25 protein-coding genes are annotated in these 26,667 nt (G+C 57.9%); 9 read left to right on the top strand and 16 right to left on the bottom strand.

Going from position 1 to position 26,667, the window contains the following annotated elements:
- Positions 1–7: 7 nt before the first annotated feature.
- The 6 genes from pheS to NOM06_RS05225 form a co-directional block, all read right to left on the bottom strand.
- Positions 8–991: a phenylalanine--tRNA ligase subunit alpha gene (gene pheS, locus NOM06_RS05250; protein WP_011706167.1), complete on the bottom strand. Its 984-nt coding sequence runs from the start codon at positions 989–991 to the stop codon at positions 8–10.
- A 379-nt stretch (positions 992–1,370) separates the two neighbouring features.
- Entirely contained in the window at positions 1,371–1,727 is a 357-nt protein-coding gene (gene rplT, locus NOM06_RS05245; protein WP_005336687.1) for a 50S ribosomal protein L20, read from the bottom strand.
- Positions 1,728–1,742: 15 nt separating this feature from the next.
- Positions 1,743–1,940, bottom strand: a complete 198-nt coding sequence (rpmI, locus tag NOM06_RS05240; RefSeq protein WP_005336688.1) for a 50S ribosomal protein L35 — start codon at positions 1,938–1,940, stop codon at positions 1,743–1,745.
- Between the two features lie 86 nt (positions 1,941–2,026).
- Complete coding sequence (gene infC / locus NOM06_RS05235; protein ID WP_205422431.1) at positions 2,027–2,557, bottom strand: translation initiation factor IF-3; 531 nt, start codon at positions 2,555–2,557, stop codon at positions 2,027–2,029.
- Positions 2,558–2,578: 21 nt separating this feature from the next.
- Positions 2,579–4,507 carry a threonine--tRNA ligase gene (thrS, locus tag NOM06_RS05230; RefSeq protein ID WP_064336042.1) on the bottom strand — a complete coding sequence of 643 codons (1,929 nt, stop codon included), beginning with the start codon at positions 4,505–4,507 and terminating at the stop codon, positions 2,579–2,581.
- 232 nt (positions 4,508–4,739) lie between these two features.
- Positions 4,740–5,327, bottom strand: a complete 588-nt coding sequence (locus NOM06_RS05225) for a tetratricopeptide repeat protein (protein ID WP_255910231.1) — start codon at positions 5,325–5,327, stop codon at positions 4,740–4,742.
- Positions 5,328–5,500: 173 nt separating this feature from the next.
- Between NOM06_RS05225 and NOM06_RS05220 the strand changes: the two genes are divergently transcribed.
- Positions 5,501–6,556 carry a PA0069 family radical SAM protein gene (locus tag NOM06_RS05220; protein WP_255910230.1) on the top strand — a complete coding sequence of 352 codons (1,056 nt, stop codon included), beginning with the start codon at positions 5,501–5,503 and terminating at the stop codon, positions 6,554–6,556.
- 179 nt (positions 6,557–6,735) lie between these two features.
- Here the strand turns inward: NOM06_RS05220 and NOM06_RS05215 are convergent, their stop codons facing one another.
- Positions 6,736–6,891, bottom strand: a complete 156-nt coding sequence (locus tag NOM06_RS05215) for a hypothetical protein (protein ID WP_019445149.1) — start codon at positions 6,889–6,891, stop codon at positions 6,736–6,738.
- Between the two features lie 262 nt (positions 6,892–7,153).
- Here NOM06_RS05215 and NOM06_RS05210 point away from each other — a divergent pair, with 262 nt between their 5' ends.
- Entirely contained in the window at positions 7,154–8,551 is a 1,398-nt protein-coding gene (locus NOM06_RS05210; protein ID WP_255910220.1) for an alpha-amylase family protein, read from the top strand.
- A gap of 104 nt (positions 8,552–8,655) precedes the next feature.
- On the opposite strand, the gene gyrA is transcribed toward NOM06_RS05210, so the two are convergent.
- Complete coding sequence (gene gyrA, locus NOM06_RS05205) at positions 8,656–11,403, bottom strand: DNA topoisomerase (ATP-hydrolyzing) subunit A (RefSeq protein ID WP_255910218.1); 2,748 nt, start codon at positions 11,401–11,403, stop codon at positions 8,656–8,658.
- Between the two features lie 198 nt (positions 11,404–11,601).
- On the opposite strand from gyrA, the gene ubiG reads away from it, so the two are divergent.
- The 5 genes from ubiG to yfaE all read left to right on the top strand — a co-directional run bounded on the left by ubiG (position 11,602) and on the right by yfaE (position 17,438).
- On the top strand, positions 11,602–12,318 hold the full coding sequence (ubiG, locus tag NOM06_RS05200; protein WP_255910209.1) for a bifunctional 2-polyprenyl-6-hydroxyphenol methylase/3-demethylubiquinol 3-O-methyltransferase UbiG: 717 nt from the start codon (positions 11,602–11,604) through the stop codon (positions 12,316–12,318).
- Positions 12,318–13,013: an HAD family hydrolase gene (locus NOM06_RS05195; RefSeq protein ID WP_255910206.1), complete on the top strand. Its 696-nt coding sequence runs from the start codon at positions 12,318–12,320 to the stop codon at positions 13,011–13,013. The genes ubiG and NOM06_RS05195 overlap by 1 nt, the downstream gene beginning before the upstream one ends.
- A gap of 623 nt (positions 13,014–13,636) precedes the next feature.
- A complete protein-coding gene (nrdA, locus tag NOM06_RS05190; protein ID WP_255910204.1) occupies positions 13,637–15,904 on the top strand; it encodes a class 1a ribonucleoside-diphosphate reductase subunit alpha in 2,268 nt (755 codons plus the stop codon).
- A gap of 80 nt (positions 15,905–15,984) precedes the next feature.
- The gene (gene nrdB, locus NOM06_RS05185) at positions 15,985–17,118 is read left to right on the top strand and encodes a class Ia ribonucleoside-diphosphate reductase subunit beta (RefSeq protein ID WP_005336708.1); all 1,134 of its coding nucleotides are present in this window, start codon (positions 15,985–15,987) and stop codon (positions 17,116–17,118) included.
- Positions 17,115–17,438 carry a class I ribonucleotide reductase maintenance protein YfaE gene (gene yfaE / locus NOM06_RS05180; protein ID WP_255910202.1) on the top strand — a complete coding sequence of 108 codons (324 nt, stop codon included), beginning with the start codon at positions 17,115–17,117 and terminating at the stop codon, positions 17,436–17,438. The genes nrdB and yfaE overlap by 4 nt, the downstream gene beginning before the upstream one ends.
- Positions 17,439–17,555: 117 nt before the next feature.
- Here yfaE and mltA read toward each other — a convergent pair whose 3' ends face one another.
- The gene (mltA, locus tag NOM06_RS05175) at positions 17,556–18,707 is read right to left on the bottom strand and encodes a murein transglycosylase A (RefSeq protein ID WP_019445143.1); all 1,152 of its coding nucleotides are present in this window, start codon (positions 18,705–18,707) and stop codon (positions 17,556–17,558) included.
- Positions 18,708–18,857: 150 nt separating this feature from the next.
- Between mltA and NOM06_RS05170 the strand changes: the two genes are divergently transcribed.
- Positions 18,858–19,109, top strand: a complete 252-nt coding sequence (locus NOM06_RS05170; protein WP_255910190.1) for a DUF1289 domain-containing protein — start codon at positions 18,858–18,860, stop codon at positions 19,107–19,109.
- Positions 19,110–19,128: 19 nt separating this feature from the next.
- On the opposite strand, the gene NOM06_RS05165 is transcribed toward NOM06_RS05170, so the two are convergent.
- From NOM06_RS05165 to NOM06_RS05140, 6 genes are all read right to left on the bottom strand, one after another.
- A complete protein-coding gene (locus NOM06_RS05165; RefSeq protein ID WP_255910188.1) occupies positions 19,129–20,292 on the bottom strand; it encodes an AGE family epimerase/isomerase in 1,164 nt (387 codons plus the stop codon).
- A gap of 74 nt (positions 20,293–20,366) precedes the next feature.
- Positions 20,367–21,215, bottom strand: coding sequence for a PTS system mannose/fructose/sorbose family transporter subunit IID (locus tag NOM06_RS05160; protein WP_236271419.1), 849 nt, complete (start codon positions 21,213–21,215; stop codon positions 20,367–20,369).
- Positions 21,215–22,018, bottom strand: a complete 804-nt coding sequence (locus NOM06_RS05155) for a PTS sugar transporter subunit IIC (protein ID WP_064337977.1) — start codon at positions 22,016–22,018, stop codon at positions 21,215–21,217. Before NOM06_RS05155 ends, NOM06_RS05160 begins: the two co-directional genes overlap by 1 nt.
- A gap of 12 nt (positions 22,019–22,030) precedes the next feature.
- On the bottom strand, positions 22,031–22,525 hold the full coding sequence (locus NOM06_RS05150) for a PTS sugar transporter subunit IIB (protein ID WP_064341276.1): 495 nt from the start codon (positions 22,523–22,525) through the stop codon (positions 22,031–22,033).
- A 9-nt stretch (positions 22,526–22,534) separates the two neighbouring features.
- Positions 22,535–22,963, bottom strand: coding sequence for a PTS sugar transporter subunit IIA (locus NOM06_RS05145; protein WP_127005574.1), 429 nt, complete (start codon positions 22,961–22,963; stop codon positions 22,535–22,537).
- 6 nt (positions 22,964–22,969) lie between these two features.
- The gene (locus tag NOM06_RS05140; protein ID WP_255910186.1) at positions 22,970–24,736 is read right to left on the bottom strand and encodes a class I mannose-6-phosphate isomerase; all 1,767 of its coding nucleotides are present in this window, start codon (positions 24,734–24,736) and stop codon (positions 22,970–22,972) included.
- 211 nt (positions 24,737–24,947) lie between these two features.
- Between NOM06_RS05140 and NOM06_RS05135 the strand changes: the two genes are divergently transcribed.
- A complete protein-coding gene (locus NOM06_RS05135) occupies positions 24,948–25,955 on the top strand; it encodes a LacI family DNA-binding transcriptional regulator (protein WP_255910184.1) in 1,008 nt (335 codons plus the stop codon).
- A gap of 32 nt (positions 25,956–25,987) precedes the next feature.
- Here NOM06_RS05135 and NOM06_RS05130 read toward each other — a convergent pair whose 3' ends face one another.
- Positions 25,988–26,566 (bottom strand): glucose-6-phosphate isomerase family protein, encoded by a 579-nt coding sequence (locus NOM06_RS05130; protein ID WP_255910182.1) that lies wholly within the window; start codon positions 26,564–26,566, stop codon positions 25,988–25,990.
- Positions 26,567–26,667 lie beyond the last annotated feature (101 nt).

Below are 26,667 nucleotides of genomic sequence, written 5' to 3'. Positions count from 1 at the left end.
CTCGCCCTTACTTGAACTGCTTGAGGAAGCGCAGGTCGTTTTCGAAGAAGGCACGCAGGTCGTTGACCCCGTAACGCAGCATGGTCAGGCGCTCAACGCCCATGCCGAAGGCAAAGCCGGAGTATTTTTCCGGATCGATGCCGACCGAACGCAGCACGTTCGGGTGCACCATGCCGCAGCCCAGCACTTCCAGCCACTTGCCGTTCTTGCCCATCACGTCGACTTCGGCGCTCGGCTCGGTGAACGGGAAGTAGGAAGGACGGAAGCGAATGGTCAGGTCTTCCTCGAAGTAGTTGCGCAGGAAGTCGTGCAGAATGCCCTTCAGCTCGGTAAAGCTGGCATGCTCGTCAACCAGCAGACCTTCAACCTGATGGAACATCGGGGTGTGGGTCATATCGTAGTCGTTACGATAAACGCGGCCCGGTGCAATGATGCGGATCGGCGGCTGCTGATGTTCCATGGTGCGGATCTGCACGCCCGAGGTGTGGGTACGCAGCATCAGATCAGGATTGAAGTAGAAGGTATCGTGATCGGTACGCGCTGGATGATGAGCCGGAATATTCAGCGCATCGAAGTTGTGGAAACCATCTTCAATCTCGGGACCACGGGCAACCTTGAAGCCCATCTCGCCAAACAGGCGCTCTATGCGCTCGATGGTGCGGGTTACCGGATGCAGACCGCCATTCTCGATGCGGCGGCCAGGCAGGCTGACGTCGATGGTCTCGGCGGCCAGCTTCTGGTTCAGCACGGCGATTTCGAGCGCTTCACGACGTTCGTTCAGGGCATCCTGAACCTGCTGTTTGGCCTGGTTGATCACGGCGCCCGCGGCGGGACGCTCTTCGGCAGACAAGGCACCCAGGCCCTTCATCTGCTCGGTAAAAAAGCCCTTTTTACCCAGATATTTGACCCGGATTTCGTCGAGGGCGGCGATGTCGCTTACGCCCTCAATTTCGGCTCTGGCTTGGCCGACTACTTCTTCAAGCTGTTGCATGTCTTCCTCGTCACCACTCCCGGTACAGGAGCCTTTAGGCTAAATAAGGTCAAGAGGGGAATAATACAAAAAAAGCCCCTTCGCTGACCATAGTTAAGGTGGGCTTTTCTCCCTACAAATCATTTTGTTATATCAAGCGAGTCTCATCGGCTCACCGCCACTCTTGAAATAGTAGAATAAACATCTAGCTTGTTGGCATATAAACCATTTGTAGAAAAGGTCATCTCGCACATATCGCTTTGTGTGGAGAAAACTGTAGCGCGTGTAAAACAGTGGACAGAATATGGACGAGAGAAAGGAAAAAGTGATGTAAAAACGTGAATGACAGATACAAAAAAGGAGGCCTGAGCCTCCTTTTAGCGTCTATAACAGAACTGGATTAAACCAGAGCTGCTTTAGCTTTTTCAACCAGGGCGGTGAAAGCCATTTTGTCGTGAACAGCGATATCGGACAGGATCTTGCGATCGATCTCGATAGAAGCCTTCTTCAGACCGTTGATCAGACGGCTGTAGGACAGACCGTTCTGACGGGCTGCAGCGTTGATACGCGCAATCCACAGCTGACGGAACTGACGCTTTTTCTGGCGACGGTCACGGTAGGCATACTGACCAGCTTTGGTTACCGCTTGTACCGCTACGCGGTAAACACGGGAACGGGCGCCGTAGTAACCTTTGGCGGCTTTCATTACTTTCTTGTGACGAGCTCGAGCAGTCACACCACGTTTAACTCTTGGCATTTTTCACATCCCCCCTTATGCGTACGGCAGACAAGCGACAACACGTTTGTGGTCGGCAGCAGAAACCATAAATTTCGGTCCCAGCTGACGCTTACGCTTGCTGCTCTTCTTGGTCAGGATGTGACGCAGGTGGTTGTGCTTGCACTTGAAGCGACCCGAGCCAGTCTTCTTGAAGCGCTTTGCAGCACCCCGGTTGGTTTTCATCTTCGGCATTTCATACTCCGCATTGTGAGTGACAACAAAATCGCAAGGCGAACCAACTCATGAGGCAAGCCCCATGAGTCAATTTCTTGTGGGCCTTAAGATTTCTTCTTAGGTGCGAGGACCATCACAGCTTGACGGCCTTCGACTTTCGGGAACGACTCGACTACGGCCAACTCTTCCAGATCGTTCTTGACGCGCTCCAGAACCTTGATACCAAGATCCTGGTGGGCCATTTCACGACCACGGAAGCGCAGGGTGACCTTAGCCTTGTCCCCGTCTTCCAGAAAGCGAACCAGGTTGCGTAGTTTTACCTGATAGTCGCCTTCGTCAGTGCCAGGACGGAATTTGATTTCCTTAACCTGGACGACTTTCTGCTTTTTCTTCTGTTCTTTGGTTGTTTTGCTCTTTTCGTAGAGGAATTTGCCGTAATCCATGATCCGGCAAACGGGCGGCTCAGCATTTGGACTGATCTCTACCAGATCAACTCCGGCCTCTGCGGCCAAGTTCAGAGCATCCTGAATGGTGGTGATGCCGATGGCTTCACCATCCAGACCAGTCAGACGAACTTCTTTCAGACGGATCTCTTCATTGATCCGGTGAGCGCGGGCTTGCGGTTGCTTGCCCAGTTTTTTTCCGCCTTTTATAGCTTATTCCTCCACTTTCTTTTGTCCGCGGGTCTGAACTTCCTGGGTCAGCAGAGCGATGAACTCTTCAACAGGATAAGTGCCCAGGTCAGCCCCTTTACGAGTCCGTACTGCAATCTTACCGGCTTCAACTTCTTTATCGCCGCAGACCAGCATGAAAGGTACTCGCTTCAAAGTATGCTCGCGGATTTTAAAGCCAATCTTCTCATTTCTCAAGTCCGCTTTTGCGCGAAGGCCCGCATCATTCAATGCTTTGGCTACTTTAACCGCATAATCGGCCTGATTGTCCGTGATATTCATGACCACAGCCTGAGTCGGTGCCAACCAGGTCGGGAACAGACCGGCGTACTCTTCAGTCAGAATACCGATGAAGCGCTCGATAGAACCCAGGATGGCCCGGTGGATCATCACGGGTACATGGCGATCGTTGTTTTCGCCCACATAAGTGGCACCCAGACGACCAGGCAGGGCAAAGTCGAGCTGCACGGTACCACATTGCCACGCACGATCAAGGCAATCGTGCAGGGTAAATTCAATTTTGGGACCGTAGAACGCCCCTTCACCCGGCTGCAGATCGTACTTCAGACCGTTGAGCTCCAGCGCTTCGGCCAGGGCTTTCTCGGCGCGATCCCACATCTCGTCGGAGCCGATACGCTGCTCGGGACGAGTGGAGAGCTTGACCACGATGTTCTCGAAACCAAAGGTACCGTAGACGTCATAGACCATACGAATACAGCCGGAGACCTCTTCCATGATCTGCTCTTCGGTACAGAAGATGTGAGCGTCATCCTGAGTGAAGCCGCGCACCCGCATCAGACCGTGAAGGGAACCGGACGGCTCGTTGCGGTGGCAGGAACCAAACTCGGCCATACGCAGCGGCAAATCACGGTAGGACTTCAGACCCTGGTTGAAGATCTGGACGTGACCCGGGCAGTTCATCGGCTTGATGGCGTACTCGCGGTTTTCGGACTGGGTGGTGAACATGGCCTGGGCGTATTTCTCCCAGTGACCTGAACGCTCCCACAGGACGCGGTCCATCATGAACGGACCTTTCACTTCCTGATAGTCGTACTCTTTGAGCTTGCCGCGGATAAAGGTTTCCAGCTCACGGAAGATGGTCCAGCCATCGTTGTGCCAGAATACCATACCGGGTGCTTCTTCCTGCATGTGATACAGGTCGAGCTGCTTGCCGATCTTGCGGTGGTCGCGCTTGGCGGCCTCTTCCAGACGCTGCAGATAGGCCTTGAGCTGCTTCTTGTCAGCCCAGGCGGTACCGTAGATACGCTGCAGCATCTTGTTGTTGGAGTCGCCACGCCAGTAGGCGCCGGACATCTTCAGCAGTTTGAAGTGGTGGCAGTGACGCATGTTGGGCACGTGCGGGCCGCGACACATGTCGATGTACTCTTCGTGATGATAGAGACCAGGCTGGTCATCACGGGCAATGTTCTGATCCAGGATTTCGACTTTGTAAGACTCGCCGCGCGCCTCGAATACATCGCGCGCTTCTTGCCAGGAGACTTTCTTCTTGATGACGTCGTAATCCTTGGCTACCAGCGCCAGCATGCGCTCTTCCAGGGCAGCCAGATCTTCATCGGTCAGGGTACGGTCAAGATCAACGTCATAGTAGAAGCCGTTGTCGATGACAGGACCGATGGCCATCTTGGTCTGGGGCCAGAGTTGCTTGATAGCATGACCCAGCAAGTGGGCGCAGGAGTGGCGCAGGATGTCCAGACCTTCTTCGTCTTTGGCGGTGATGATGGCCAGCGAGGCATCGGCTTCGATCAGCTCGCACGCATCCACCAGTTCACCGTTTACCCGACCGGCAATGCACGCCTTGGCGAGACCGGGACCGATGTCCGCAGCCACATCCATGACGGAAACAGAGTGGGCAAATTGACGTTGGCTGCCGTCAGGCAGAGTAATGATTGGCATTATATGTTTCCTTATACAGTGGTGACCCCTACCAAAGGTCACATGCGGGATGGAAAAGAGATTCAAAAAGGTGATGTTTTGGTTCTCCACAGCACTTTGCGAAGACGGCCTAACACGTAAACCACATGTCTAACGTGATAAACCAAGCCAAAACGGCCCCATGCTACCAGAAGTCGGGCGTGCTGTATCGGATTTGCAGATATTTTCTACAGTCAAATGAGTCGCCTGCCGACTATTCACCAAGCAGAGATTGCCAGTTGAAGTCAAAGTCACTGCTCCCCTCCTCGGCCAGCGCCAGCTCTTGCAGCACCTGAAGCGCCAGCTTGTTGCCATTTTGTGCCGCCTGATAGAGCCACTGTTTCGCCTGAGGCAGATCGACCCTGCCGCTGACCCCCATCAGATGAAGGACGCCGACTTTCAGCATGGCTGGGACATCACCATTGCGGGCAGCCTGATCCATCCAGTTAAAGGCTTGGCGCAGATCCCGCGTCACCCCCGCCCCCCGCAAATAGGCATCCGCCAACCGGTACTGGCCAAAGGGATCGCCCGCTTGCGCCGACTGGCGATAGAGGCTGATGGCCTGATGGATATCCTGCTCGCTCCCCTGCCCCACCTCATGGCTCCAGCCCATGAGTGCCTGTGCCCGAGGTTGGCCTTGATCGGCCAGTGGCGACCAGATCCGGGTCGCCTCATCAAAGTGACCGGTACGCCAGGCACGGTTGGCGGCAGCCATCTCCTGCTCGGTGGAGAGCGGAAGCAGACGCCAGATAACCAGCGCAATCAGACCGATAAATAGCCAGCGGGAAGTGGTGGGGCTCATGATAATTTCCGTGATCCAGTTCTCATTTCATCTATGTAAACGAAATGTAGCGCCGCGATCAAGCAAGAGATCCCTGCGACAACCCTTTTTGCACCCGCTCGATCAGCAGTTGTTGTCATTTATCCGGTGCGCCTGCAAAATAACTGTATGTATGAACAGTATCGGTGCACACCATGGCAGGACGAGGCAGCCCCCACAATATCGCTCACCGTTTTAGCGGCCCCCTTGTCGAAGCGGTCGATGATGGCTGGCAATCGTCCGATTGGGATGCCGCCTTCACCCCCTCTGTGCCTGGCACCGAGGTGCGGGAGATCGATGCACGCAGCATCATCAGCTACAACAGCTCGCCGGATGTCCCCTTTGGTCGCTCCATCAACCCCTATCAGGGGTGCGAACACGGCTGCATCTACTGCTATGCCAGACCCAGCCATGCCTATCTGGAGCTCTCCCCCGGCCTCGATTTCGAGAGCAAGCTGTTTGCCAAACGCAATGCAGCTGACCTGCTGCGCCGGGAGTTTGCCAAACCTGCCTATCAACCACAGACCATCTTCATTGGCGCCAATACCGACCCCTATCAACCCATCGAGCAGCGCTATCGCCTCACCCGGCAGTTGCTGGAAGTGATGCTGGCCCACCGCCACCCGGTCGGGCTCATTACCAAGAGCGCCATGATCTTGCGCGACCTTGATCTGTTGACCGAGCTGGCCAGAGAGGGACTGTGTCAGGTGATGGTGTCGGTGACGACCTTGAACGAAACCCTGAGGCGACAGCTGGAGCCCCGCGCCAGCACGGGCGCAGGCCGCTTGAAAGTGATCGAGAAGCTGGCCAACGCTGGCGTGCAGGTGGGGGTACTGGCCGCCCCCATGATCCCGCGGCTCAATGAACCGGAGCTGGAGCAGATCATCAAATCGGCTGCCGATGCTGGCGCCAGCTGCGCCGATTACATCCTGCTGCGGCTGCCCCACGAGCTGGCGCCGCTATTTTGTGACTGGCTCGATACCCACTATCCGGGCCAGAAGGAGGCTATTTTGAATCAGTTGCGAGCCAGCCGCGGTGGCGGGCTCAACAGTACCGCCTTCGGCACCCGCATGCGCGGTGAGGGGCATTTTGCCGATCTGCTGGCCCAGCGCTTTCGCCTTATCAGCAAGCGCCTTGATCTGGGCAAACGCCATATTCAGCTCAGGCTGGATGGGTTTATCCGCCCTGGGGAGCAGCTGTCGCTCTTCTAACCCCCCTGCTCACGCCCTTCACGCATCAGGCGCATAGCCTTTCCCTGCAAAGAGGTTGAGAGGAAGATATGCCGCGACACATCCTGTGGAAAACCCGCTTTCCTAATTTTCCAAATTGGCCAACGAAGTAGCCATGTCGCCGCAAGAAAGCGCTACCCGGTAAAGAGAGGGCTAACGCCTTAGCCTGCGCGCTGATCCCGCCCCTGTTGCACCATTTCAACCGGTAGTCGCGAGGGTTCATGAGCCACTTCGTGCTCATCCTCTTCATACTGCGCCACCTCTGATTCGCCCCATACCCGGCTCCACCAAATTTCCCACGTGATCCAACTGGTCATATGCAGCTCCTGACGGTGAAGGTGATGGCAACAACGCACCACTCGTCCGGCAGGATAACGGCTGGGAATGACAGGGAAATGACAAAAAAATCACTTGTAAAAAGGCAACTGGCGGTGGCGAGTAAAAGCCGAAACAGTTCACATATTCGGCGAAATCATCCTGAAAGCGGTCACAAATCTTCAGGTTGTGAATTGCAGCCCACCCTGTTCCCGCCAAAGCTGGGTTGCCCATTCAGGCATCTATAAAAACAGGGACACAATAATGAAACACACAGCGGGAATATGGGCGATCGCAGGCATGCTGATCGCCCCCTTGGCGCACGCCGACGTCATATTGCACGCCTTCAACTGGAAGTACAGTGAAGTGACTGCCAAAGCCGACCTTATCAAGTCAGCCGGTTACAAACAGGTACTCATCTCGCCACCTCTCAAGTCCTCCGGCAACGAATGGTGGGCCCGTTACCAGCCGCAAGATCTGCGTCTTGTCGACTCACCCCTTGGCAACAAACAGGATCTCGAGCAGCTGATCGCCGCCATGAAAGCGCGGGGCATCGCCGTCTATGCCGATGTGGTGCTCAACCACATGGCCAACGAAAGCTGGAAACGCAGCGATCTCAACTATCCCGGCAACGACCTGCTGCAAAGCTACGCCAGCAACCCGGCCTATTTCGAGCGCCAGAAACTATTTGGCGATCTCGGGCAAAACTTCCTTTCCGGTCAGGATTTTCATCCCGAAGGGTGCATCAGCGACTGGAGCGATCCGGGTCATGTCCAGTATTGGCGACTCTGTGGCGGTGCCGGTGACAAGGGGCTGCCGGACTTGGATCCCAACAACTGGGTAGTCAGCCAGCAACAGGCTTATCTCAAGGCGCTCAAGGGGATGGGGATCAAGGGTTTTCGGGTCGATGCGGTCAAACACATGAGCGATTACCAGATCAATGCCATCTTCACCCCCGAGATCAAACAGGGGATGCACGTGTTTGGCGAGGTGATCACCACAGGGGGCGCAGGCAGCACCGATTACGAGCGCTTCCTCAAACCCTACCTCGACAACAGCGGTCAGGGGGCCTATGACTTTCCGCTGTTTGCCTCCTTGCGCGGCGCGTTCAGTTACGGTGGCAGCATGAACCTGCTGGCGGATCCGGGCGCCTATGGTCAGGCGCTACCGGGCAGTCGCGCCGTCACCTTTGCCGTGACCCACGACATCCCCACCAACGACGGCTTCCGCTATCAGATCTTAAGCCAGACTGACGAGAAGCTGGCCTATGCCTACCTGCTCGGCCGCGATGGTGGCTCGCCGCTGGTCTATTCGGATCACGGCGAGACCCAGGCCAAGGATGGACTGCGCTGGCAGGATTACTACCAGCGCGCCGATCTCAAGGGAATGATCCGCTTCCACAATGCGGTGCAGGGCCAACCCATGCAGCTGGTCGGCAGCGGTGACTGCTTCGTGTTGTTCAAACGGGGCAAACAGGGGCTGGTCGGCATCAACAAGTGCGACTATGAGCAGGAGTACTGGCTCGATACCGCCAGGTTCGAGATGAACTGGTATCGCAACTATCGTGACGTGCTCGATGCCAATGCCGTGGTCAATGTGCAGAGCCAGTGGGTAAGGATCGCCATTCCGGCCCGCAGCGCCAGAATGTGGCTGCAAGAGTAATCACGCCTGCGTCCTGCCCGGCTGGCCGCCATAAAAAACAGACAAATAAAAAGAGCGACCACCAGGGTCGCTCTTTTTGCTAAGCCAAGTAACTCAGAAGACGATTACTCGTCGCCCGCTTCCCCTGCATCGACTGCATCAGTGCCGGTCGCGGTATCGGTACCTTCAGATACCTCACCATCAACGGCCAGAGCGTCGTTCTCATCTTCGTCGCTCTCGGCGATGCGCTGCAGGCCAACCACGGTCTCGTCTTCACCGGTACGGATCAGACGGACACCGCCGGTGTTACGGCCAATGATGCTCACCTCGGCAACACGGGTACGCACCAGGGTACCGCCGTTGGTGATCAGCATGATCTGGTCGGTATCTTCGACCTGGATTGCATCGATCACCTTGCCATTACGCTCATCCACCTTGATGGAGATAACGCCCTGGGTACCACGGCTCTTGGTCGGGTACTCGGCCAACGCAGTCCGCTTGCCGTAACCGTTCTCGGTGGCGGTGAGGATGGCACCTTCGCCGCGCGGAACGATGAGGGAAACCACCTTGTCACCGGCGCCCAGCTTGATGCCGCGTACACCGGCGGCGGTACGACCCATGGGACGCACGCCCTTGAAGGTGCCCTTGCTTTCGGTGCCTTCGCCGTTGTCGCTGCCATCATCGTCATTGCCGGCATCGTCGTCGGTTTCAACGTCATCGCTGACATCCGCATCGGCGCGACCGCTGCCTTCGGCGAAGCGAACGACTTTGCCCGCGTCGGAGAAGAGCATGATCTCGTTGCTGCCGTCGGTGATATCCACCCCGATCAGCTCATCGCCCTCTTTGAGGTTGATGGCGCGGATACCGGAGGAGAGCGGACGGCTGAAGTCAGAGAGACTGGTCTTCTTCACGGTACCGTTGGCGGTGGCGAAGAAGACATACTTCTCGGCATCATATTCCTTCACCGGCAGGATAGCGGTGATACGCTCACCCTCTTCCAGCGGCAGCAGGTTGATGATCGGACGACCACGGGCGCCACGGGACGCTTCCGGCAGCTGGTAAACCTTGAGCCAGTAGACCTTGCCACGGGTGGAGAAGCACAGAATGGTGTCGTGGGTGTTGGCCACCAGCAGACGCTCCACAAAGTCCTCTTCCTTGATCCGGGTGGCCGACTTGCCACGACCACCACGGCGCTGGGCCTCGTAGTCGGAGAGCGGCTGATACTTCACATAGCCCTGGTGAGACAGGGTAACCACCACGTCTTCCGGAGTGATTAGATCTTCGATGTTGATCTCGGCACTGGACATGCTGATCTCGGTGCGACGCTCATCGCCATACTGCTCACGCACAGCCAGCAGTTCATCGCGGATCACTTCCATCAGACGAGCCGGGCTCGCCAGGATGTGCAGCAGCTCGGCGATCAGATCCAGCAGAGATTGGTACTCTTCCAGGATCTTCTCGTGCTCGAGGCCGGTCAGCTTGTGCAGACGCAGGTCAAGGATGGCCTGGGCTTGCTGTTCGGTCAGGAAGTATTGACCTTCACGGATACCGAACTCAGGCTCCAGCCACTCGGGCCGTGCCGCGTCGTCGCCCGCTTTTTCCAGCATGGCGGCCACGTTGCCGAGTTCCCAGCCCTTGGCAACCAGGCCCGCTTTCGCGTCGGCCGGGGTCGCGCTGTGGCGGATCAGCTCGATGATGGGATCGATGTTGGCCAGCGCAACCGCCAGACCTTCCAAAATGTGCGCCCGATCCCGCGCCTTGCGCAGTTCGAACACGGTCCGGCGAGTCACCACTTCACGGCGGTGCAGCAGGAACGCATCCAGGATCTCTTTAAGGTTCATCACCTTGGGCTGGTTGTTATCGAGCGCCACCATGTTGATGCCGAACGTGGTCTGCATCTGGGTGTGCTTGTAGAGATTGTTCAGCACAATCTCGCCGGACTCGCCGCGCTTGATCTCGATAACGATGCGCATGCCGTCTTTGTCAGACTCATCGCGCAGGGCGCTGATGCCCTCGATCTTCTTCTCTTTGACCAGCTCGGCGATCTTCTCGATCAGTCGAGCCTTGTTCACCTGATAGGGGATCTCGTGAACGATGATGGTCTCGCGACTGGTCTTCTCGTCCACTTCCACTTCAGCTTTGGCCCGCACATAGATGGAGCCACGACCGGTACGGTACGCCTGCACAATGCCGGAACGACCGTTGATAATGCCGCCGGTGGGGAAATCCGGGCCGGTGATGTAGGTCATCAGCTCGTCAATGGTGAGGTCGCCGTTTTCGATCAGCGCCAGGCAGCCATTGACAATCTCGGTGAGGTTGTGAGGCGGAATGTTGGTCGCCATGCCCACCGCAATACCGGAGGAGCCGTTGACCAGCAGGTTGGGAACCTTGGTAGGCATGACCGCCGGGATCATCTCGGTGCCGTCATAGTTCGGCACCCAGTCCACGGTCTCTTTGTCCAGATCAGCCAGCAGCTCGTGGGAGATGCGGGCCATCCGCACTTCGGTATAACGCATGGCCGCGGCGCTGTCGCCGTCGACTGAACCGAAGTTGCCCTGACCATCGACCAGCATGTAACGCATGGAGAAATCCTGCGCCATCCGGACAATGGTGTCATACACAGCGCTATCGCCGTGCGGGTGATATTTACCGATTACGTCACCGACCACACGGGCCGATTTTTTATAGGGCTTGTTCCAGTCGTTCCCCAACTCGTTCATAGCAAACAGAACGCGGCGGTGAACCGGTTTCAAGCCATCACGCACATCCGGCAGAGCTCGTCCTACGATCACGCTCATGGCGTAATCAAGATAGGAACTCTTGAGCTCTTCTTCGATGTTGACCGGCGTGATCTCTCTGGCCAGATCGCTCATAGAAAGCCTTATCCCTAATTAGTTGTTCTTTGGCTTAAACAGCGCGACATGGTAACACACTGAGCCAAATACCTTAAGCCACAAATCGGGTATCAGATCGGGCTGGTGTGACAAAGTCCGTCCGTTATAATGCCCGCCAGGACAATAGATTGCGCCCATGACTCAGAAGCGGGCGCCCTGCCACAGGATCTTCGAAAAATGAACAGTGATGCCAATGTCGATCTGACAGAAATCGCCAAGTTTGAAGCCATCGCCTCCCGCTGGTGGGACATGGAAGGTGAATTCAAACCCCTGCATCAAATCAATCCGGTACGCCTTGACTGGATCACCGACAAAAGTGGCGGTCTGTTTGGCAAGCGCATTCTCGATATCGGATGTGGTGGCGGCATTCTCTCCGAGAGCATGGCCCGCCGTGGTGCACAGGTTACCGGTATCGACATGGGCAAGGAACCCCTCGGCGTCGCCCGCCTGCACGCATTGGAACAGGGTGTCGAGCTCGAGTATCGCCAGATCACTGCCGAAGCCCATGCCGCCGAAGTACCGGGCCAGTATGACGTAGTCACCTGCATGGAGATGCTGGAGCATGTGCCGGACCCCGCCTCCGTGCTGCGCGCCATCGCCACCTTGGTGCGCCCGGGCGGCCGGGTGTTCGTCTCCACCATCAACCGCAACCCCAAATCCTATCTGATGATGATCATCGGGGCCGAATACCTGATGAAGATGGTGCCCAAGGGTACCCACGATCACAAAAAATTCATCACCCCGGCCGAACTGTGTCGCATGGGTGAAGCGGCGGGTCTGCTGGTGCGGGATATGAGCGGCGTCCACTACGCCCCGCTCACCAACCAGTTCAAGCTCGGCAAAAATGTCGACGTCAACTATATGGTGGAGTTTGTCCGCCCGGAGCACGGCTGATGAGCTCCTCTCACCTGCTGCCTCTTCGTTGCGTGCTGTTCGATCTGGATGGCACCCTGCTCGACACAGCCCCGGATCTGGGTGCCGCCGTCAACCATGTACTGATAAACGAAGGTTTTGCGCCGCTCTCTGACGACATCATTCGTCAGACCACCTCCCACGGAGCGCTCGGGCTGCTGAAAGCGGGCCTCGGCGACGAACTGCTTGAGGAGCTGGGGGCCACGCGCCTGCGCAATGCCCTGCTCGACTACTACGCGGCCAATCTCTGCGTCGGTACCCGCCCCTATGAGGGAATGGTGGATCTTATCGAGTGGCTCGACGAGAAACAGCTCCCCTGGGGCATCGTCACCAACAAGCCGGGCTTTCTCACCGAGCCGCTGCTGGCAGCCCTGCCACAGCTTGCCAGCTGCGGCGTCACCGTCAGTGCCGATACCCTGCCGGTACGCAAGCCCGACCCCGCCCCCATGTTCTTTGCCTGTGAGAAGCTGGGGGTCGAGGCGGCTCACTGCCTCTATGTGGGGGATCATGTGCGGGATATCGAAGCGGGCCGCAATGCTGGCATGCGCACCGCGGTCGCTGGCTGGGGCTATCTCAATAATGAGGAAGATCCCGCCCAGTGGGGCGCCGATCTGCACTTTGATACCGTGCAGGCCATGCACCACTGGCTGCGCTATGAGTTGACGGCCAAAGCGTAACGCGCAGCCTTACCGGCTGATATGCGATAACGGGGCGAAGAGACTCTTCGCCCCTTGCATCTCTTCCTTTACGCTCGTGCGTCCTGCGCCACCATCACTCGTCTATTCATGGATAATAAAGGCAGCTTTCTGCCTGTTGGATACCCATTTGACAAGCTCGCAGCCGTCACAAAGCGGTCACAAACCACCGTCATCTGATGCAAAGCCCTTGCCATGCTGAGCCCGCGGCTGCGACAACTGGACAGCTTTTGACCCTTGTTGCATAAGGGATAATCAGCCGCCGTTTGCTAGTAAAAAGCCCCCCGTTTCGCAAGCAAAAAAAGTTATTTAAATTTTCCATCTTCGATCGGGAGACTTGCTTTTAGCGGAGCGGACGAATGAAAACCCGCTCACTGTGAGCGGTCACTAACTGATGGGGCAAGACTCACAATTTATCCACAGCTCGTCACTTATCCACACATTGCAATGGCGGGCTGACCTCACTATCTTGTAGCTCGAACTTAAAATAACACTACATCTTGTGATTCATCGCACAATCTCTACCCAACTCCCGCACACCGCCGGGGCCAGGGTGGCACCATTGTGCGATGGTTTTTCGGGAATCAACTGAAGGTCATCAGCCAATGAACTTGTTTGTGACGAAGCGTAACGGACACAAAGAACCCATCGATCTGGATAAAATTCACCGCGTGCTGGACTGGGCCGCCGAAGGGCTCGACAACGTGTCGGTCTCCCAGGTAGAGCTCAAATCCCACATCCAGTTCTATGACGGTATCCGTACCGCCGACATTCACGAAACCATCATCAAGGCGACGGCTGACCTCATCTCCGAGCAGACCCCGGACTACCAGTACATGGCAGCCCGTCTGGCCATCTTCCACCTGCGCAAGAAGGCCTACGGCCAGTTCGAACCGCCCCACCTCTACCAGCACGTGGCTCGTCTGGTGGACATGGGCAAGTACGACAAGCACCTGCTGGAAGACTACACCCAGTCCGAATTCGAAGAGCTGAACACCCATCTGGATCACTGGCGCGACATGGATTTCTCCTACGCGGCAGTCAAACAGCTGGAAGGCAAATATCTGGTCCAGAACCGCGTTACCGGCGAGATCTACGAGAGCCCGCAGTTCCTCTATATGCTGGTTGCGGCCTGCCTCTTCTCCAAGTATCCGAAAGATACCCGTCTGGACTACATCAAGCGCTTCTATGATGCGGTCTCGACCTTCAAGATCTCCCTGCCGACCCCGATCATGAGCGGCGTGCGCACCCCGACCCGTCAGTTCAGCTCCTGCGTACTGATCGAATGCGACGACAGCCTGGACTCCATCAACGCCACCGCCAGCTCCATCGTGCGTTACGTTTCCCAGCGCGCCGGTATCGGCATCAACGCCGGTCGCATCCGCGGTCTGGGCAGCCCCATCCGTGGTGGCGAAGCGTTCCACACCGGTTGCATCCCCTTCTACAAATACTTCCAGACTGCCGTGAAGTGCTGCTCCCAGGGCGGCGTGCGCGGCGGTGCTGCGACCCTGTTCTACCCGCTGTGGCACACTGAAGTGGAAAGCCTGCTGGTGCTGAAGAACAACCGCGGCGTGGAAGAGAACCGTGTTCGTCACATGGACTACGGCGTGCAGATCAACAAGCTGATGTACCAGCGCCTCATCAAGGGCGGTGACATCACACTGTTCTCCCCGTCCGATGCGCCGGGTCTGTACGATGCCTTCTTTGCCGATCAGGACAAGTTCGAAGAGCTCTACGTCAAGTACGAGCAAGATCCGGCCATTCGCAAGAAGACTCTGAAAGCGGTAGACCTTTTCTCCCTGATGATGCAGGAGCGTGCCGGTACCGGTCGCATCTACATCCAGAACGTCGATCACTGCAACACCCACAGCCCGTTCGACCCGAGCGTGGCGCCGGTGCGCCAGTCCAACCTCTGCCTCGAGATTGCGCTGCCGACCAAGCCGCTCAACAACATCGACGACGAGAGTGGCGAAATCGCCCTGTGCACCCTCTCCGCCTTCAACCTCGGTGCCATCGAGAAGCTGGAAGATCTGGAAGAGATGGCCGATCTGGCCGTGCGTGCCCTCGACGCCCTGCTCGACTATCAGGACTACCCGATTGCCGCCGCCAAGAAGGGCAGCATGGGTCGTCGCACCCTGGGGATCGGCGTCATCAACTACGCCTACTACCTGGCCAAAAACGGTGCCCGTTACTCCGACGGCTCCGGTCTGGCGCTGACTCACCGCACCTTCGAGGCCATCCAGTACTACCTGCTGAAAGCCTCCGTGCAGTTGGCCCGCGAGTTCGGCCCCTGCCCGCTGTTTGGCGAGACCACCTATGCTCAGGGCATCCTGCCCATCGACACCTACAAGAAGGATCTGGATGCGCTGTGCAACGAGCCGCTGCATCTGGATTGGGAAAGCCTGCGTGAAGAGATCAAGTCCGTGGGCTTGCGCAACTCTACCCTGACCGCCCTGATGCCGAGCGAGACCTCCAGCCAGATCTCCAACGCTACCAACGGCATCGAGCCGCCGCGCGGTCTGGTGTCGGTCAAGGCCTCCAAAGACGGCATTCTCAAACAGGTGGTGCCCGAGTATGATCGCCTGAAAGATCAATACGAATTGCTCTGGAAGCAACCGAGTGTTGACGGCTACCTGCAGCTGGTCGGTATCATGCAGAAGTTTGTGGATCAGGCGATCTCCGCCAACACCAACTACGACCCTGCCCGTTTCGAAGGCAACAAGGTCCCGATGAAACAGCTGCTCAAGGACTTGCTGACCGCCTACAAATACGGCCTCAAGACCCTGTACTATCACAACACCCGTGATGGTGCAGACGATGCCCAGACCGATCTGCAAGATGACGGTTGTGCAGGCGGGGCTTGCAAAATCTAAGTCACGACAAGAACTGATAACCGGGCGGGAGCATGAAGCTCCCGCTCTCCTGTTTTCTCTATTCACATATTCTGGTAACCATGGCCTATTCAACTTTCTGCCAAACCCAAAACGACCAGCTCAAAGAGCCGATGTTTTTTGGCCAATCGGTCAACGTAGCCCGTTATGATCAACAAAAGCACGAAGTGTTCGAGCGGCTGATCGAGAAGCAGCTCTCCTTCTTCTGGCGCCCGGAAGAGGTGGATGTCTCCCGTGATCGCATCGACTATCAGGCCCTGCCGCCCCACGAGCAGCATATTTTCATCTCCAACCTGAAGTACCAGACCCTGCTGGACTCCATTCAGGGCCGCAGCCCCAACGTGGCGCTGCTGCCGCTGGTCTCCATTCCGGAGCTGGAAACCTGGATTGAAACCTGGGCCTTCTCCGAGACCATCCACTCTCGCTCCTACACCCATATCATCCGCAATATCGTCAACACTCCCGCTCAGGTGTTCGACGACATCGTGACCAACGAGCAGATCTTGAAGCGCGCCGGCTCCATCAGCCACTTCTACGACGACCTGATCGAAGCGACCGCCCTCTACAACCTGCATGGTGAAGGGACCCACACCGTCGCTGGCCGCGAAGTGACCATTACATTGCGCGAGCTCAAGAAGAAACTTTATCTGTGCCTGATGAGTGTCAACGCGCTGGAAGCAATTCGCTTCTACGTCAGCTTCGCCTGCTCCTTTGCCTTCGCCGAGCGCGAACTGATGGAAGGCAACGCCAAGATCATCAAGATGATCGCCCGCGACGAAGCGCTGCACCTCACCGGCACCCAACACATGCTGAACCTGATGCGCACCGGCCAGGATGACCCGGAGATGGCCGAGATCGCCGCCGAATGCGAACAGGCCTGCTTCGAGATCTTCAAGGAAGCGGCCATTCAGGAGAAAGAGTGGGCCGAGTACCTGTTCCAGGACGGCTCCATGATCGGCCTGAACAAGGACATCCTCTGCCAGTACGTGGAGTACATCACCAACCTGCGCATGAGTGCAGTCGGCTTGCAGCCAGCCTTTGCCGGCACCAAGCAAAACCCGATCCCCTGGATCAACACCTGGCTGTCATCCGACAACGTACAGGTCGCCCCGCAAGAGGTAGAGGTCAGCTCCTATCTGGTCGGCCAGATCGACAGCGAAGTCAATGCCGATGACCTGGGTGATTTCGAGCTGTGAGTGACGCAACCAACACGCTGGCCCCTGCCCCGCACACGCCTGCCGAACAGCATGCGGTCGTGGCACCACGGGTACATACCCGGGATGGTGCCGTGCTGCACGCCCATCCCGGCGAAAGCGTGTTGGAGACCCTGGAGCGCCATGGTCATCATGTGGAATTCCAGTGTCGCAGCGGCTATTGCGGCGCCTGCCGCACTCCGCTGATGGCTGGCAAGGTGCACTACCCCAATGTGCCGCTGGCATTTGTCGCCCAAGGGGAGTGCCTCCCCTGCTGCTGCAAACCGGTCGGCGCTATCCGGCTGGATATCCAGAAGAGCTGACGCAGCCACCAGCTGCCACTCTCTCAAAATAGAAAGCCGCCGGAGCAATCCGGCGGCTTTTTTTGTCTCTTCACATTGCCCGGGCGCCCGATGACAGACGCCCAAATCCTCAGAGGATTACAACCAGGGGGCGGCTGTCGGCCCGTGGTGCAAGCCAAGCTTCCAGACCCGGCCAAAGTGCTTGTAGTGACCGGCCGCGACACCGGCCTTCTCACCCATACCGTGGTAGAGATCGAGGTGCCCCTTCTTCACCGCCCCGCCCACATCCAGCGCAATCAACAGCCGCAGCTGGTGCTTGCCGGTCCAGTTGCCCTCTTTATCGAGCAAGGGGACTTCGGCGAGGATCGGGGTCCCCATCGGCAGCAGGGTCTTGTCGGCAGCGACAGCCGCCAGTGGCAGCAGCGGGATACCGGCGGCGCCGATCACATCATTGGTGGGTCGACGCTCGAAGAAGACATAGGAGGGGTTCTGCTCCACCAGCTCCTTGACGCTCTCTTCTGGCTGTCGGTTGGCCCACTCCTTGATGGCCTTCATCGACATCTGCTCTTTGGGCACTTCACCGCGGTCGATCAGTACCCGGCCGATACTCACGTAACCGTGGCCGTTCTTGCCGCTGTAGCCCAGATATTGCAGCCGATCGTCATCCCCGTAATGGACAAAGCCCGAGCCCTGCACATCCATCAGGAAGTTGTCGATAAGGGATTTGCTGTAACCCAGCTCCAGTCCGCGGTTGGCCAGTGCTCCCTGATGGATCTCGGCCCGGGTCGGACAGCGACCGCCGCATTTGGGCATGGCATAGATGGGATATTTGTACTTGGCATCCGGGCGGTGGCGCACCTCCAGCACCGGCGAGTAGTAACCGGTAAAGAGCACGTTGCCCATGCGATCGGCGCCGCCCAACTGGGCCAGGCTGATACCGTAACGGGTGATGTCGGCAGGATTGCCGCCGCCCGCCACCCAGCGGGAGAGCTGGTGATAGAGCTCGCCATAACGGCGTGTCATCTTGCCGGAGCGCTCCAATACCAGTCTGCTTTGCGGGCCAAACTTGCTGTAGTCGGCACGCGCACGGCTATTGACCCGCTCCACCCTCACCAGATCCTCTGGCAGGGTCCCGTCCAGATACTGCTTGCCCAGATTTTCCGGCACCTCGCAGTTAAGAAAGCATCTGTTGTCGGTCTGTTTTTTGGGCACTTCTGCTTTGTCAGAGTTGCCCGCACAACCGGCCAGTCCCAGCACTGCGGCGGTCAGCCAGTACGCGTGTTTGTTCATATGTCCTCATATAACGCCAAGAGCCATGCTCGGCGGGGAAGATGCCAAATTTGCAGGGGGAAAGCAAACGACATCAATCACTTGAAGCAGGATTTCTCCAAAGGGGATCCGCTGGGTTATAACAAGGTGACAGGATGTGCGAGGTGATGGATGGAACAGCTCGAAATATTCCCGCTGCAGAGCCCCTGCATCGGGGTCTGCGAAGTGAACAACAAGGGCTACTGCAAGGGGTGCCTGCGCAATCGCGAAGAGCGTTTCAACTGGCTCACCATGACCCCTGCCCAGCAGCAGGATGTAATGCGTCTGTGCCGGGATCGCAAACGCCGAGTCGAGGCTGCGCGGCGCAAGGCACAGGAAGGGGCGCTCAATGAACCGCAAGCACAACCCGGCTGGGATTTTTAAGCGTCTCCCATAGGCCACCCTACTCCCCGATACCCACCCCCGCGATCCGGGCCAGTTCACTAAACGCCACAAACAAATGATAAAACGTGCTGGCTGGCGCATGAGAGGTCAGCGGCTTTCCCTCGCTATCTATTTGATCAATCCATTGTCCAGGCTGTGCGGGCAACAGGTAGTAGTGGAAGATCCGCGCAACTACCTTGCTGATCTGGCAGGCGGTAGCCTCATCCCCCTGTTGCTCATAGGTCGCCAGGAGCGCTTTCAAATGTTCGGTCTGGCACCAGAGCCGGCTGGTATCGCGATAGGGTTGCCCATCATCGGTCAGCTCATCGATCACCAGCCCGGTTTGCCCGTGCCCGTGGCGGATGGCAAAGCGGGTCAATATCCCGATTGCCTCGTCAATCTCGGTGCTGGTTGGCTGGATTTCCCAGCTGCAGGTAAGAGTCCGGTAGCGTGCCAGCAGCCAGCACCACTCGTAGTGATGACCCGGGTCGATAAGACGGGAATCGGCATGACGCGCCAGCAGCGCGTCGTCGAAAAACTCGCGCAGTAAACCGGGCTCCAGAAAACGCTGACGAAACAGCCGATACAGCGCGGTTGCCCGCTGCTGCCATATCACATCATCAAAGCTGTCTGCCGCTACCAGCAGCGCCTCGAACAGATGCATATGGGGATTTTGGCTGCGCAGTGGGCCAGATGGCCAACTGGAGTGGAATCCACCGTGCAGCGGGTCCAAAAAGAGTTGATCAATGGCCTGATAGCGCGACTCGGCCTGTTGTTGCCAGCGTGGATCGCCACTCAGACGATAGAGCCAACACTCAGCCAGCAGGGCAAACGCGTATTCATAGCTGCAGACTGATGCGTCAGCAATCGAACCATCCCGATTAATGGAGAAAACGCTATGCCCCGCCCCATCGTCAAAATGACCCATACCGACCAAAGCAGAACGCTCGGCAAGGGTGCGCCCGTCGTACCACCCCAGCAGGGTGGCGTGGCTGAACACATAGATCTGGCGGCTCTGTACCCGAAAACGGGTCGGCTGCCACAAAGGCTGGCCAGCACTATCCAATCCCTCGGCAAACAGCCCACGCTCAGGGTCAACCCCCTGCGCGCCCCAAAGGGGCAGCGCCTCGGAGACCAGCCAGCGATGGCAGCGCTGCGCGGCCTCAGTCACCTCGATATGCATAAATTACCTCTCGCAACGGCGATAAAAAGGGAGAGCCAGGCTCTCCCATTGTTAACCAAATGGCCTTGACCCCATCAGAACAGACCGATGGCGACCCCGAAAAAGGCCAGCACCAACAGCCCGAGCATCGCTTTGACCGGCGAGACGTTGCGCTTGGCCATCAGATACCAGGTACCCAGCACCACCACCAGCGGCATCAGTTTGGGGAAGATGCCATCCAGCATGCTCTGAACCTGGATATTGACCCCGTCCGAGGTGACAAAATCGAGCCCGGTGGAGAGGTTGACATAACTGGCCGCTACCCCGCCCATCACAAAGACCCCAAGCAGGGAGAGCGCCTCGCGCAGCTTGGCCGACTCGGAACTGACCAGAGACTCCACCGAACCAGTGCCCAGCTTGTAGCCCTTCATAAACAACATGTAGGAGCCAGTAATGGCGATGGCGTTAAAGCTGATGACGTAAAACAGAGGCCCCAGCACACTCCCCCCTGCCGCCAGCGCCATACCGATACTGAGCAAAATGGGCACCAGCATACCGGGGATCATGGAATCACCGATGCCAGCGATGGGGCCCATCAGGCCGACCTTAAGGGTATTGATGGTCTCACCGTCGATCTTCTCGCCATTGGCCCGCTTCTCTTCAAGCCCGACTGCCAACCCGTTGATAATGGCGCCGATCTGGGGCTCGGTGTTATAGAAGGAGGCATGGCGTTTCATCGCCTCCATCCGTTCAGCCTTGCCGGGATAGAGCTTCTTGAGCGCCGGCATCATGCCAAGGCAAAAGCCGAACGATTCGAGACGCTCGAAGCTCATGGAGGAGAGGTTGTACATCATCCACGAACGCCAGCAGGCACGCAGATCCCTTGAGGTAAGAGCAACCGGCTGCTTGGCCGCCAGTTCCCCTGATTGCAGCTCTGTGTTCATCAGAATTCATCCTCATCATCGGTTTGGGTGGCAGCACGGGCAGCGACTGCAGGGCGTGGTTCCGGCTTGTAGTTATAGTGAATGAGCGCCAGCAGGGCCCCAATCATCACCAGCCCCACCATGTTGAGCTTGAGAAAAACGATGCCGACAAAACCCACCAGGAAGTAGATCAGCATGCTGTTCTGTTTGATGATCTGCTTGAGCAAGATGGCAATACCGACAGCAGGCAGAATGCCGCCCACCACCGTCATGGTACGGATCACCAGCTCCGGCAGGCTATTCATGAACCCTTCGATGTACTGGTTGCCGAAGTAGACGGCAATGAAGGTCGGCACGAAACGCAGCACAAAGTTGCTGGCCTGCGGGAAGATGGCGCTGTTGAGGTAAACCCCCTGTTCATCGCCCTGCTCCAGCGCCACATCGGCCCTGTGGTTCCAGTAGGAGTTGAACACCATCATGAAGTTGAAGAGGATGGTCCCGGCGATGCCGATGGTGGCGGCAATCGCCACGGCAACCGACGGCTCCTTGCCCGACATGATGCCCAGCGCAATGGCCGGAAAGGCGACGAAGTTGAGATCCGCCGGCATGGAACCGCCCGGCGTCACCATGGCGATATAGACTGCCTGCACCGCCACCCCGATCAGGATCCCGGTCTGAATATCCCCCAGAATGGCACCGACCAGCATGCCCGATACCAACGGGCGAGTAATGGTATACCAGCCACCGGTCAAGCCCAGCAGCCAGGGGCTGCTGAGAGCACCGAGATAGCAGAGTATCCCGATGAGTGTTGCTTCCAGAAACATGATCTCTGCTCCCTATTTCAGCTTTTTCTGGGCATCTGCCCAGCTGTAGTGACTGGCATCCGGTACCAGCCGAAAGTCGATCTCGTGGCCAAGGTTGGCCAAGTAATCAAAGGCGGCGATCTCCTGCGCCGTCACCGACTGGTTGGGGCCTATGGTGGTAGTCTGCTCGCGGGCACTCATAGGCCCGACGTTGATCTTGCCGTTGAGATTATCCAGGGAGATCCCGGCGGCGCACAGGCGCTGCAGAGTGACTGGCGACTTGCCAATCACGAAGTAGCGTTTGTCACTGGCGATCACCTTGGGCAACTTGGTAATGGCGGTAGCCACATCAAACAGCCACACCTTGGTGTCCGACACAGCCCCCGTCATCACCTGAGAGAGCAGCGGATCGGCCGCCACCTCATCATCGATCGCGACGATACCGTCACAAGGAAGCTCTCTGGCCCAGCGGGTCACCAACTGACCGTGGATCACCCGATCGTCAATTCGTACAAATGAAATCGCCATCTCGCTCTCCTAGAAGTTGTCATCTTGCTGGTGCGCCGCCGGGGCCGGGATCACCATGGATTCCAGTGCCTGGGCCAGCAACTGGCGGGCCGCCTCGTGTACATCGGTCGCAGCAAGCCAGTCGGCACTCATCAGCAGCATGGGAAAATTAACCCCGGTCACCACGGCTACCGGCTGCGGCCATGCGGAATCAAATGCAAAGCGGCATGCCACGTTGTAGGGGGTGCCGCACTCCATGTCGCACAGCACCAACACCCCGTCAGCCCCCGCGCCATGACGGCGCAGGGTCTGTTCAAACTCGGCGCGAAACGCCTCTATTCCTCCCTCTTCGGTCAGAGAAACTGTGGCTACGGCGGGCAACTCGCCGTAGACCATATTGGCGCTGGCCAGCAGGGCCGGCGCCAGTGAACCATGGGTTGCGATAAGGATCCTCAGCATCTCCGGTTACCCCCTCACAAAGGCTTTGATGGTGGCAATGGTCTGCCCTTCACTCTCGCCACTCGGGCGGATACGATAGCGCCCTACCGACGCCGGTACGATGAAGGTCTCGGCATAGTGCACCACGAAGGGGGCGAAGGCGTTGTCCGGGCTATCTACCGTTGCCTCCCGACCCTCTATCAGGTTGAGCACTTGTACAGTGCCGCCGGTGTCGTGCTCTACCGGCACGCTGAACCAGTGGCGACGAGTCTCGATAAATTCCCGCTCATGCAGTCCGGTGCGCTCTTCACGCCACCCTTCCCCTTCAGCGATGGGCTCAATGCAATTGACCAGATTTCGCTCGGTCCAGTCGGTATCCCGATCCCACTGGATCACCTTGCTGCCATGCTCCAGATGGATGGGGCGCGGAATGCCGTCGAGCCCAACCCGGCCCCAGTCCCACAGTTTGAAGGTGAAAATGTAGGGGGTGGCGCTGATCTCAAGTACCATGGCTCCCTCTCCCGAGCAGTGGACGGTTCCAGCCGGGATCAGGAAGTGGTCGTGCTTGCGGGCCGGGAAGCGGTTGATGAAGCGCTCGTCGTCGAAGGGCTTCTCACCGCGCTGGGCGGCGGCCAGATCCGCCAGCATCTCCTGCGGGTCGATACCGTTACGGGTGCCGAGGTAGACGCAGGAGTCCGGCTTGGCATCGAGCAGGTAGTAGCTCTCGTCCTGGGTGTAGTGCATGCCGAACTCCTGCTGGATGTATTCGGTCAGCGGATGCACCTGCAAACTGAGCGGCTGCCCCCCCACCGTATCGAGAAAATCGAACCGGATCGGGAACTCGGCGCCAAAGCGGGCGTGTACCTGCTCCCCAAGCAGGGCTTTTGGCTGGCACAGCACCAGGTTTTGCGACGGGATCTCCACCCTCACCTCGCCAAAGCGTAGGTAGAGGCTGTTCTCCTCGGGCACACAGTCAAAGCACCAGGCGTAGTTGGGTTGGGCTGGGTCCAGATCACACACCTGCTTCATCCACTGCCCGCCCCAGACCCCAGGGTCGAAGAAGGGAACAACCCGGAACGGCTGGCGCGCCGCCTGATGCAACCCTTGTTGCAGTGCCGCCCCCGTTACCATAGTCGGCTTGTCCATGGTGTTGGTGTCGAGCAGGAAATCGATGGTGGGCAGCTGGGCCAATTTATGGCGATCAAACACTCGCCACTCGATGAAGAAGGCCCGCTTGTAGCGGCGCAATATGTCCTCTTCGGTGTTATCCGCGCCCCAGTTGCCAATCTCTTTACGGCGCAGACGCTGCTGGATCTCCCAGCGGGCAAGATCGGCATAGACCCGCACATCCCCTTTCGCCACCAGCGAAGCGCCGCTGCCCATCACCACCACCAGACCTTCGGCCACCTCTGCGACCTGCTGTTGCAGGCGCGCCAAGGCGACCGGGTCAAAAAACTCCGCCATCTTGTGGGGTGCCAGCACGCCAAACACCCGGTCATCTGTGATGAAGCGGTCCAGCATCGCCAGCACTTTGGGTTCGGGCAGGCGCGCCTGTTCCACATCGATGAGCGTGTGAGGCCCGAATCTGGTCAGCAGCTGGGTGCGTAGCTCGGTCTGATCCACGCCGTGATAGCAGTCGATCACCAGTACCACTTTCGCCTTGTCTTGCCCGTTCACTTTGGCTTGCAACTGATGGGCAATCTCATCCCATCCCGCACAGGCGGCCCGCTCATATCCAACAACGGTCACTTCTGGATATTTGTCGTAGTTGGAAACGTAACTCGAATGAATCATTGGCTTGCTCTCTCGTTGACACCTATGAAAGAGATAAATCGATTAACCCGTTAACCACAACCTGATAAACACGATTAACCTCAAACATTGGGATCTATCATCGGCATGAGCGGTGAAATTCGTGATCAACCGCTCAATTACAACCTTCTCTCATCCGAAATATAGGTTAATCGATATATCTTGATGGCACGACCATGACCGGACCCACACCATGAGCAATGTGACTGTTGCAGATATTGCCCGCCACTTGGGCGTTTCCACCGCCACCGTCTCCATGACCCTGCGCAACAAGGGACGCATTTCCGACCACACTCGCCAGCGGGTACTCAAGGCCATCGACGAGCTCGGCTATGTTTACAACCAGACTGCCGCCAACCTGCGCAACAAGAGCAGCAATCAGGTTGGCCTGTTGCTGCACGACATTACCAACCCCTTCTATGCAGAGATGACAGCGGGCCTGAGCCGGGAGATGGAACACCACGACCTGATGCTGTTTCTCGCCAACAGCGAGGAGTCGGCGGCAAGGCAGCAGCAGTTTATGGACTCGTTGCAACGCAACAGTGCCGCCGGCATGGTGATCTGCGCTGCCCAGCCTACGCCCCACAGCTTTTTCGAGAGCCTGCAACGTCGCCATATGCCCACCATTCTGGTGGTGCGACCGGTGCCGGATGTAGCGATCGACTTTGTCGGCACCGACAACTTTCTGGGCTGTCAGCTGGCGACCGAGCACCTGCTGAAACTCGGCCACCGTCATATCGCCTTTGTTGGGGGCTCCCCCACCTCCATCAGCCGCTCCCAACGCCTAGGTGGTTATATGAGCAAGCTGCTCGAACACGGTATCACAGCCAAACCGGAGTGGATCATCAGCTGCGGCGCCAGCCGGGTAGAGGGCACCCGCGCCATGACGGCGCTGCTGGAGCAGCACCCCGAGGTGACGGCGGCGGTCTGCTATCAGGACGTGGTGGCACTCGGCGCCATGCTGGCGCTGCGCAAGCAGGGACGGCTCATCGGCCAGAACTTTGCACTGGTGGGCTTTGACGATCTGCCGGAAACCGCGCTGGTTGAACCGGCGCTCACCACCGTCTCGGTGGCGGCGCGAGAGATTGGCCGCAAGGCGGGTGAACTGCTGCTCGAGCGGATTGCCGGCAACGACGAGCCGGCCAAGAGCATCATTCTGCCCCCTACTCTGGTGGTGCGCCAATCTTGCGGCAGCCGCTAACGGGGTCGCTCACGACCCATGCAGGCTGATGGTTAGGTGATTGAGACACTCACCTCGCTGCTCACAACACAAGGTTCCCCTTCCTTCCCTGCGACCACCCGCAGGCCAAACCCCCGCTCTGCCATCAGCCGGTAATCATGACCGGCAATGGCAGGCCAGACCGCCAGCGCCGAGAGCTGCGTTTCACCGGTGTTGACGAGTCGATGGGCTACGTGGCCAGGGATATGGTGAATGCTGCCGGCAAAGACCTGCTCCAACCGGCAAACACCGGCCATATCCTGCAACAGCAATAGCCCCCTTCCGCACAACCCGAAGTAGTATTCGGCCTGCTCGGCGCGAGCATGGATATGACCGAGGGTCATGAAAAATTCTTGGCCGACCCGGCCAGCCTCCAGATAGGTGACTCCCATGTTGAGATCCCCCTCGCCACCATTGCCGGGTAGCATGGCGACCCGATAGAGCCGGGTATCGGGCGAGAGCGCGGCCTCGGCGTGCGGGTCGGCAAAAAGCCCCTGCAAGTCAGCCAGGGTAGTGCTCTTCTCAACCAGTTCTGCGCCACCGAGCTTGCCGGTCGCAAAATCGAGCATGGGGGGGATCATGGGTATCATCATCTGCTCCTGGGTATCGGGTTATCGGCGGGCGCAGGTGCGCCCCAGGCACCTCACGCTAGAGGGTTAATCCATTAACCACAAGCAAAACAGCGCTTGAATTC

The sequence above is a fragment of the Aeromonas sp. JL9 genome, assembly GCF_024436075.1.
GTDB lineage: Bacteria > Pseudomonadota > Gammaproteobacteria > Enterobacterales > Aeromonadaceae > Aeromonas > Aeromonas veronii.
Note: the sequence above shows the minus strand (reverse complement) of the source record. Positions and strands in the feature narration are given on the sequence as shown.

Excerpts from the sequence above, each read along its gene's own strand:
- pheS (WP_011706167.1), bottom strand. The coding sequence starts at position 991 with ATGCAACAGCTTGAAGAAGTAGTCGGCCAAGCCAGAGCCGAAATTGAG.
- rplT (WP_005336687.1), bottom strand. The coding sequence starts at position 1,727 with ATGCCAAGAGTTAAACGTGGTGTGACTGCTCGAGCTCGTCACAAGAAA.
- rpmI (WP_005336688.1), bottom strand. The coding sequence starts at position 1,940 with ATGCCGAAGATGAAAACCAACCGGGGTGCTGCAAAGCGCTTCAAGAAG.
- thrS (WP_064336042.1), bottom strand. The coding sequence starts at position 4,507 with ATGCCAATCATTACTCTGCCTGACGGCAGCCAACGTCAATTTGCCCAC.
- NOM06_RS05225 (WP_255910231.1), bottom strand. The coding sequence starts at position 5,327 with ATGAGCCCCACCACTTCCCGCTGGCTATTTATCGGTCTGATTGCGCTG.
- NOM06_RS05220 (WP_255910230.1), top strand. The coding sequence starts at position 5,501 with ATGGCAGGACGAGGCAGCCCCCACAATATCGCTCACCGTTTTAGCGGC.
- NOM06_RS05215 (WP_019445149.1), bottom strand. The coding sequence starts at position 6,891 with ATGACCAGTTGGATCACGTGGGAAATTTGGTGGAGCCGGGTATGGGGC.
- NOM06_RS05210 (WP_255910220.1), top strand. The coding sequence starts at position 7,154 with ATGAAACACACAGCGGGAATATGGGCGATCGCAGGCATGCTGATCGCC.
- gyrA (WP_255910218.1), bottom strand. The coding sequence starts at position 11,403 with ATGAGCGATCTGGCCAGAGAGATCACGCCGGTCAACATCGAAGAAGAG.
- ubiG (WP_255910209.1), top strand. The coding sequence starts at position 11,602 with ATGAACAGTGATGCCAATGTCGATCTGACAGAAATCGCCAAGTTTGAA.
- NOM06_RS05195 (WP_255910206.1), top strand. The coding sequence starts at position 12,318 with ATGAGCTCCTCTCACCTGCTGCCTCTTCGTTGCGTGCTGTTCGATCTG.
- nrdA (WP_255910204.1), top strand. The coding sequence starts at position 13,637 with ATGAACTTGTTTGTGACGAAGCGTAACGGACACAAAGAACCCATCGAT.
- nrdB (WP_005336708.1), top strand. The coding sequence starts at position 15,985 with ATGGCCTATTCAACTTTCTGCCAAACCCAAAACGACCAGCTCAAAGAG.
- mltA (WP_019445143.1), bottom strand. The coding sequence starts at position 18,707 with ATGAACAAACACGCGTACTGGCTGACCGCCGCAGTGCTGGGACTGGCC.
- NOM06_RS05170 (WP_255910190.1), top strand. The coding sequence starts at position 18,858 with ATGGAACAGCTCGAAATATTCCCGCTGCAGAGCCCCTGCATCGGGGTC.
- NOM06_RS05165 (WP_255910188.1), bottom strand. The coding sequence starts at position 20,292 with ATGCATATCGAGGTGACTGAGGCCGCGCAGCGCTGCCATCGCTGGCTG.
- NOM06_RS05160 (WP_236271419.1), bottom strand. The coding sequence starts at position 21,215 with ATGAACACAGAGCTGCAATCAGGGGAACTGGCGGCCAAGCAGCCGGTT.
- NOM06_RS05155 (WP_064337977.1), bottom strand. The coding sequence starts at position 22,018 with ATGTTTCTGGAAGCAACACTCATCGGGATACTCTGCTATCTCGGTGCT.
- NOM06_RS05150 (WP_064341276.1), bottom strand. The coding sequence starts at position 22,525 with ATGGCGATTTCATTTGTACGAATTGACGATCGGGTGATCCACGGTCAG.
- NOM06_RS05145 (WP_127005574.1), bottom strand. The coding sequence starts at position 22,963 with ATGCTGAGGATCCTTATCGCAACCCATGGTTCACTGGCGCCGGCCCTG.
- NOM06_RS05140 (WP_255910186.1), bottom strand. The coding sequence starts at position 24,736 with ATGATTCATTCGAGTTACGTTTCCAACTACGACAAATATCCAGAAGTG.
- NOM06_RS05135 (WP_255910184.1), top strand. The coding sequence starts at position 24,948 with ATGAGCAATGTGACTGTTGCAGATATTGCCCGCCACTTGGGCGTTTCC.
- NOM06_RS05130 (WP_255910182.1), bottom strand. The coding sequence starts at position 26,566 with ATGATGATACCCATGATCCCCCCCATGCTCGATTTTGCGACCGGCAAG.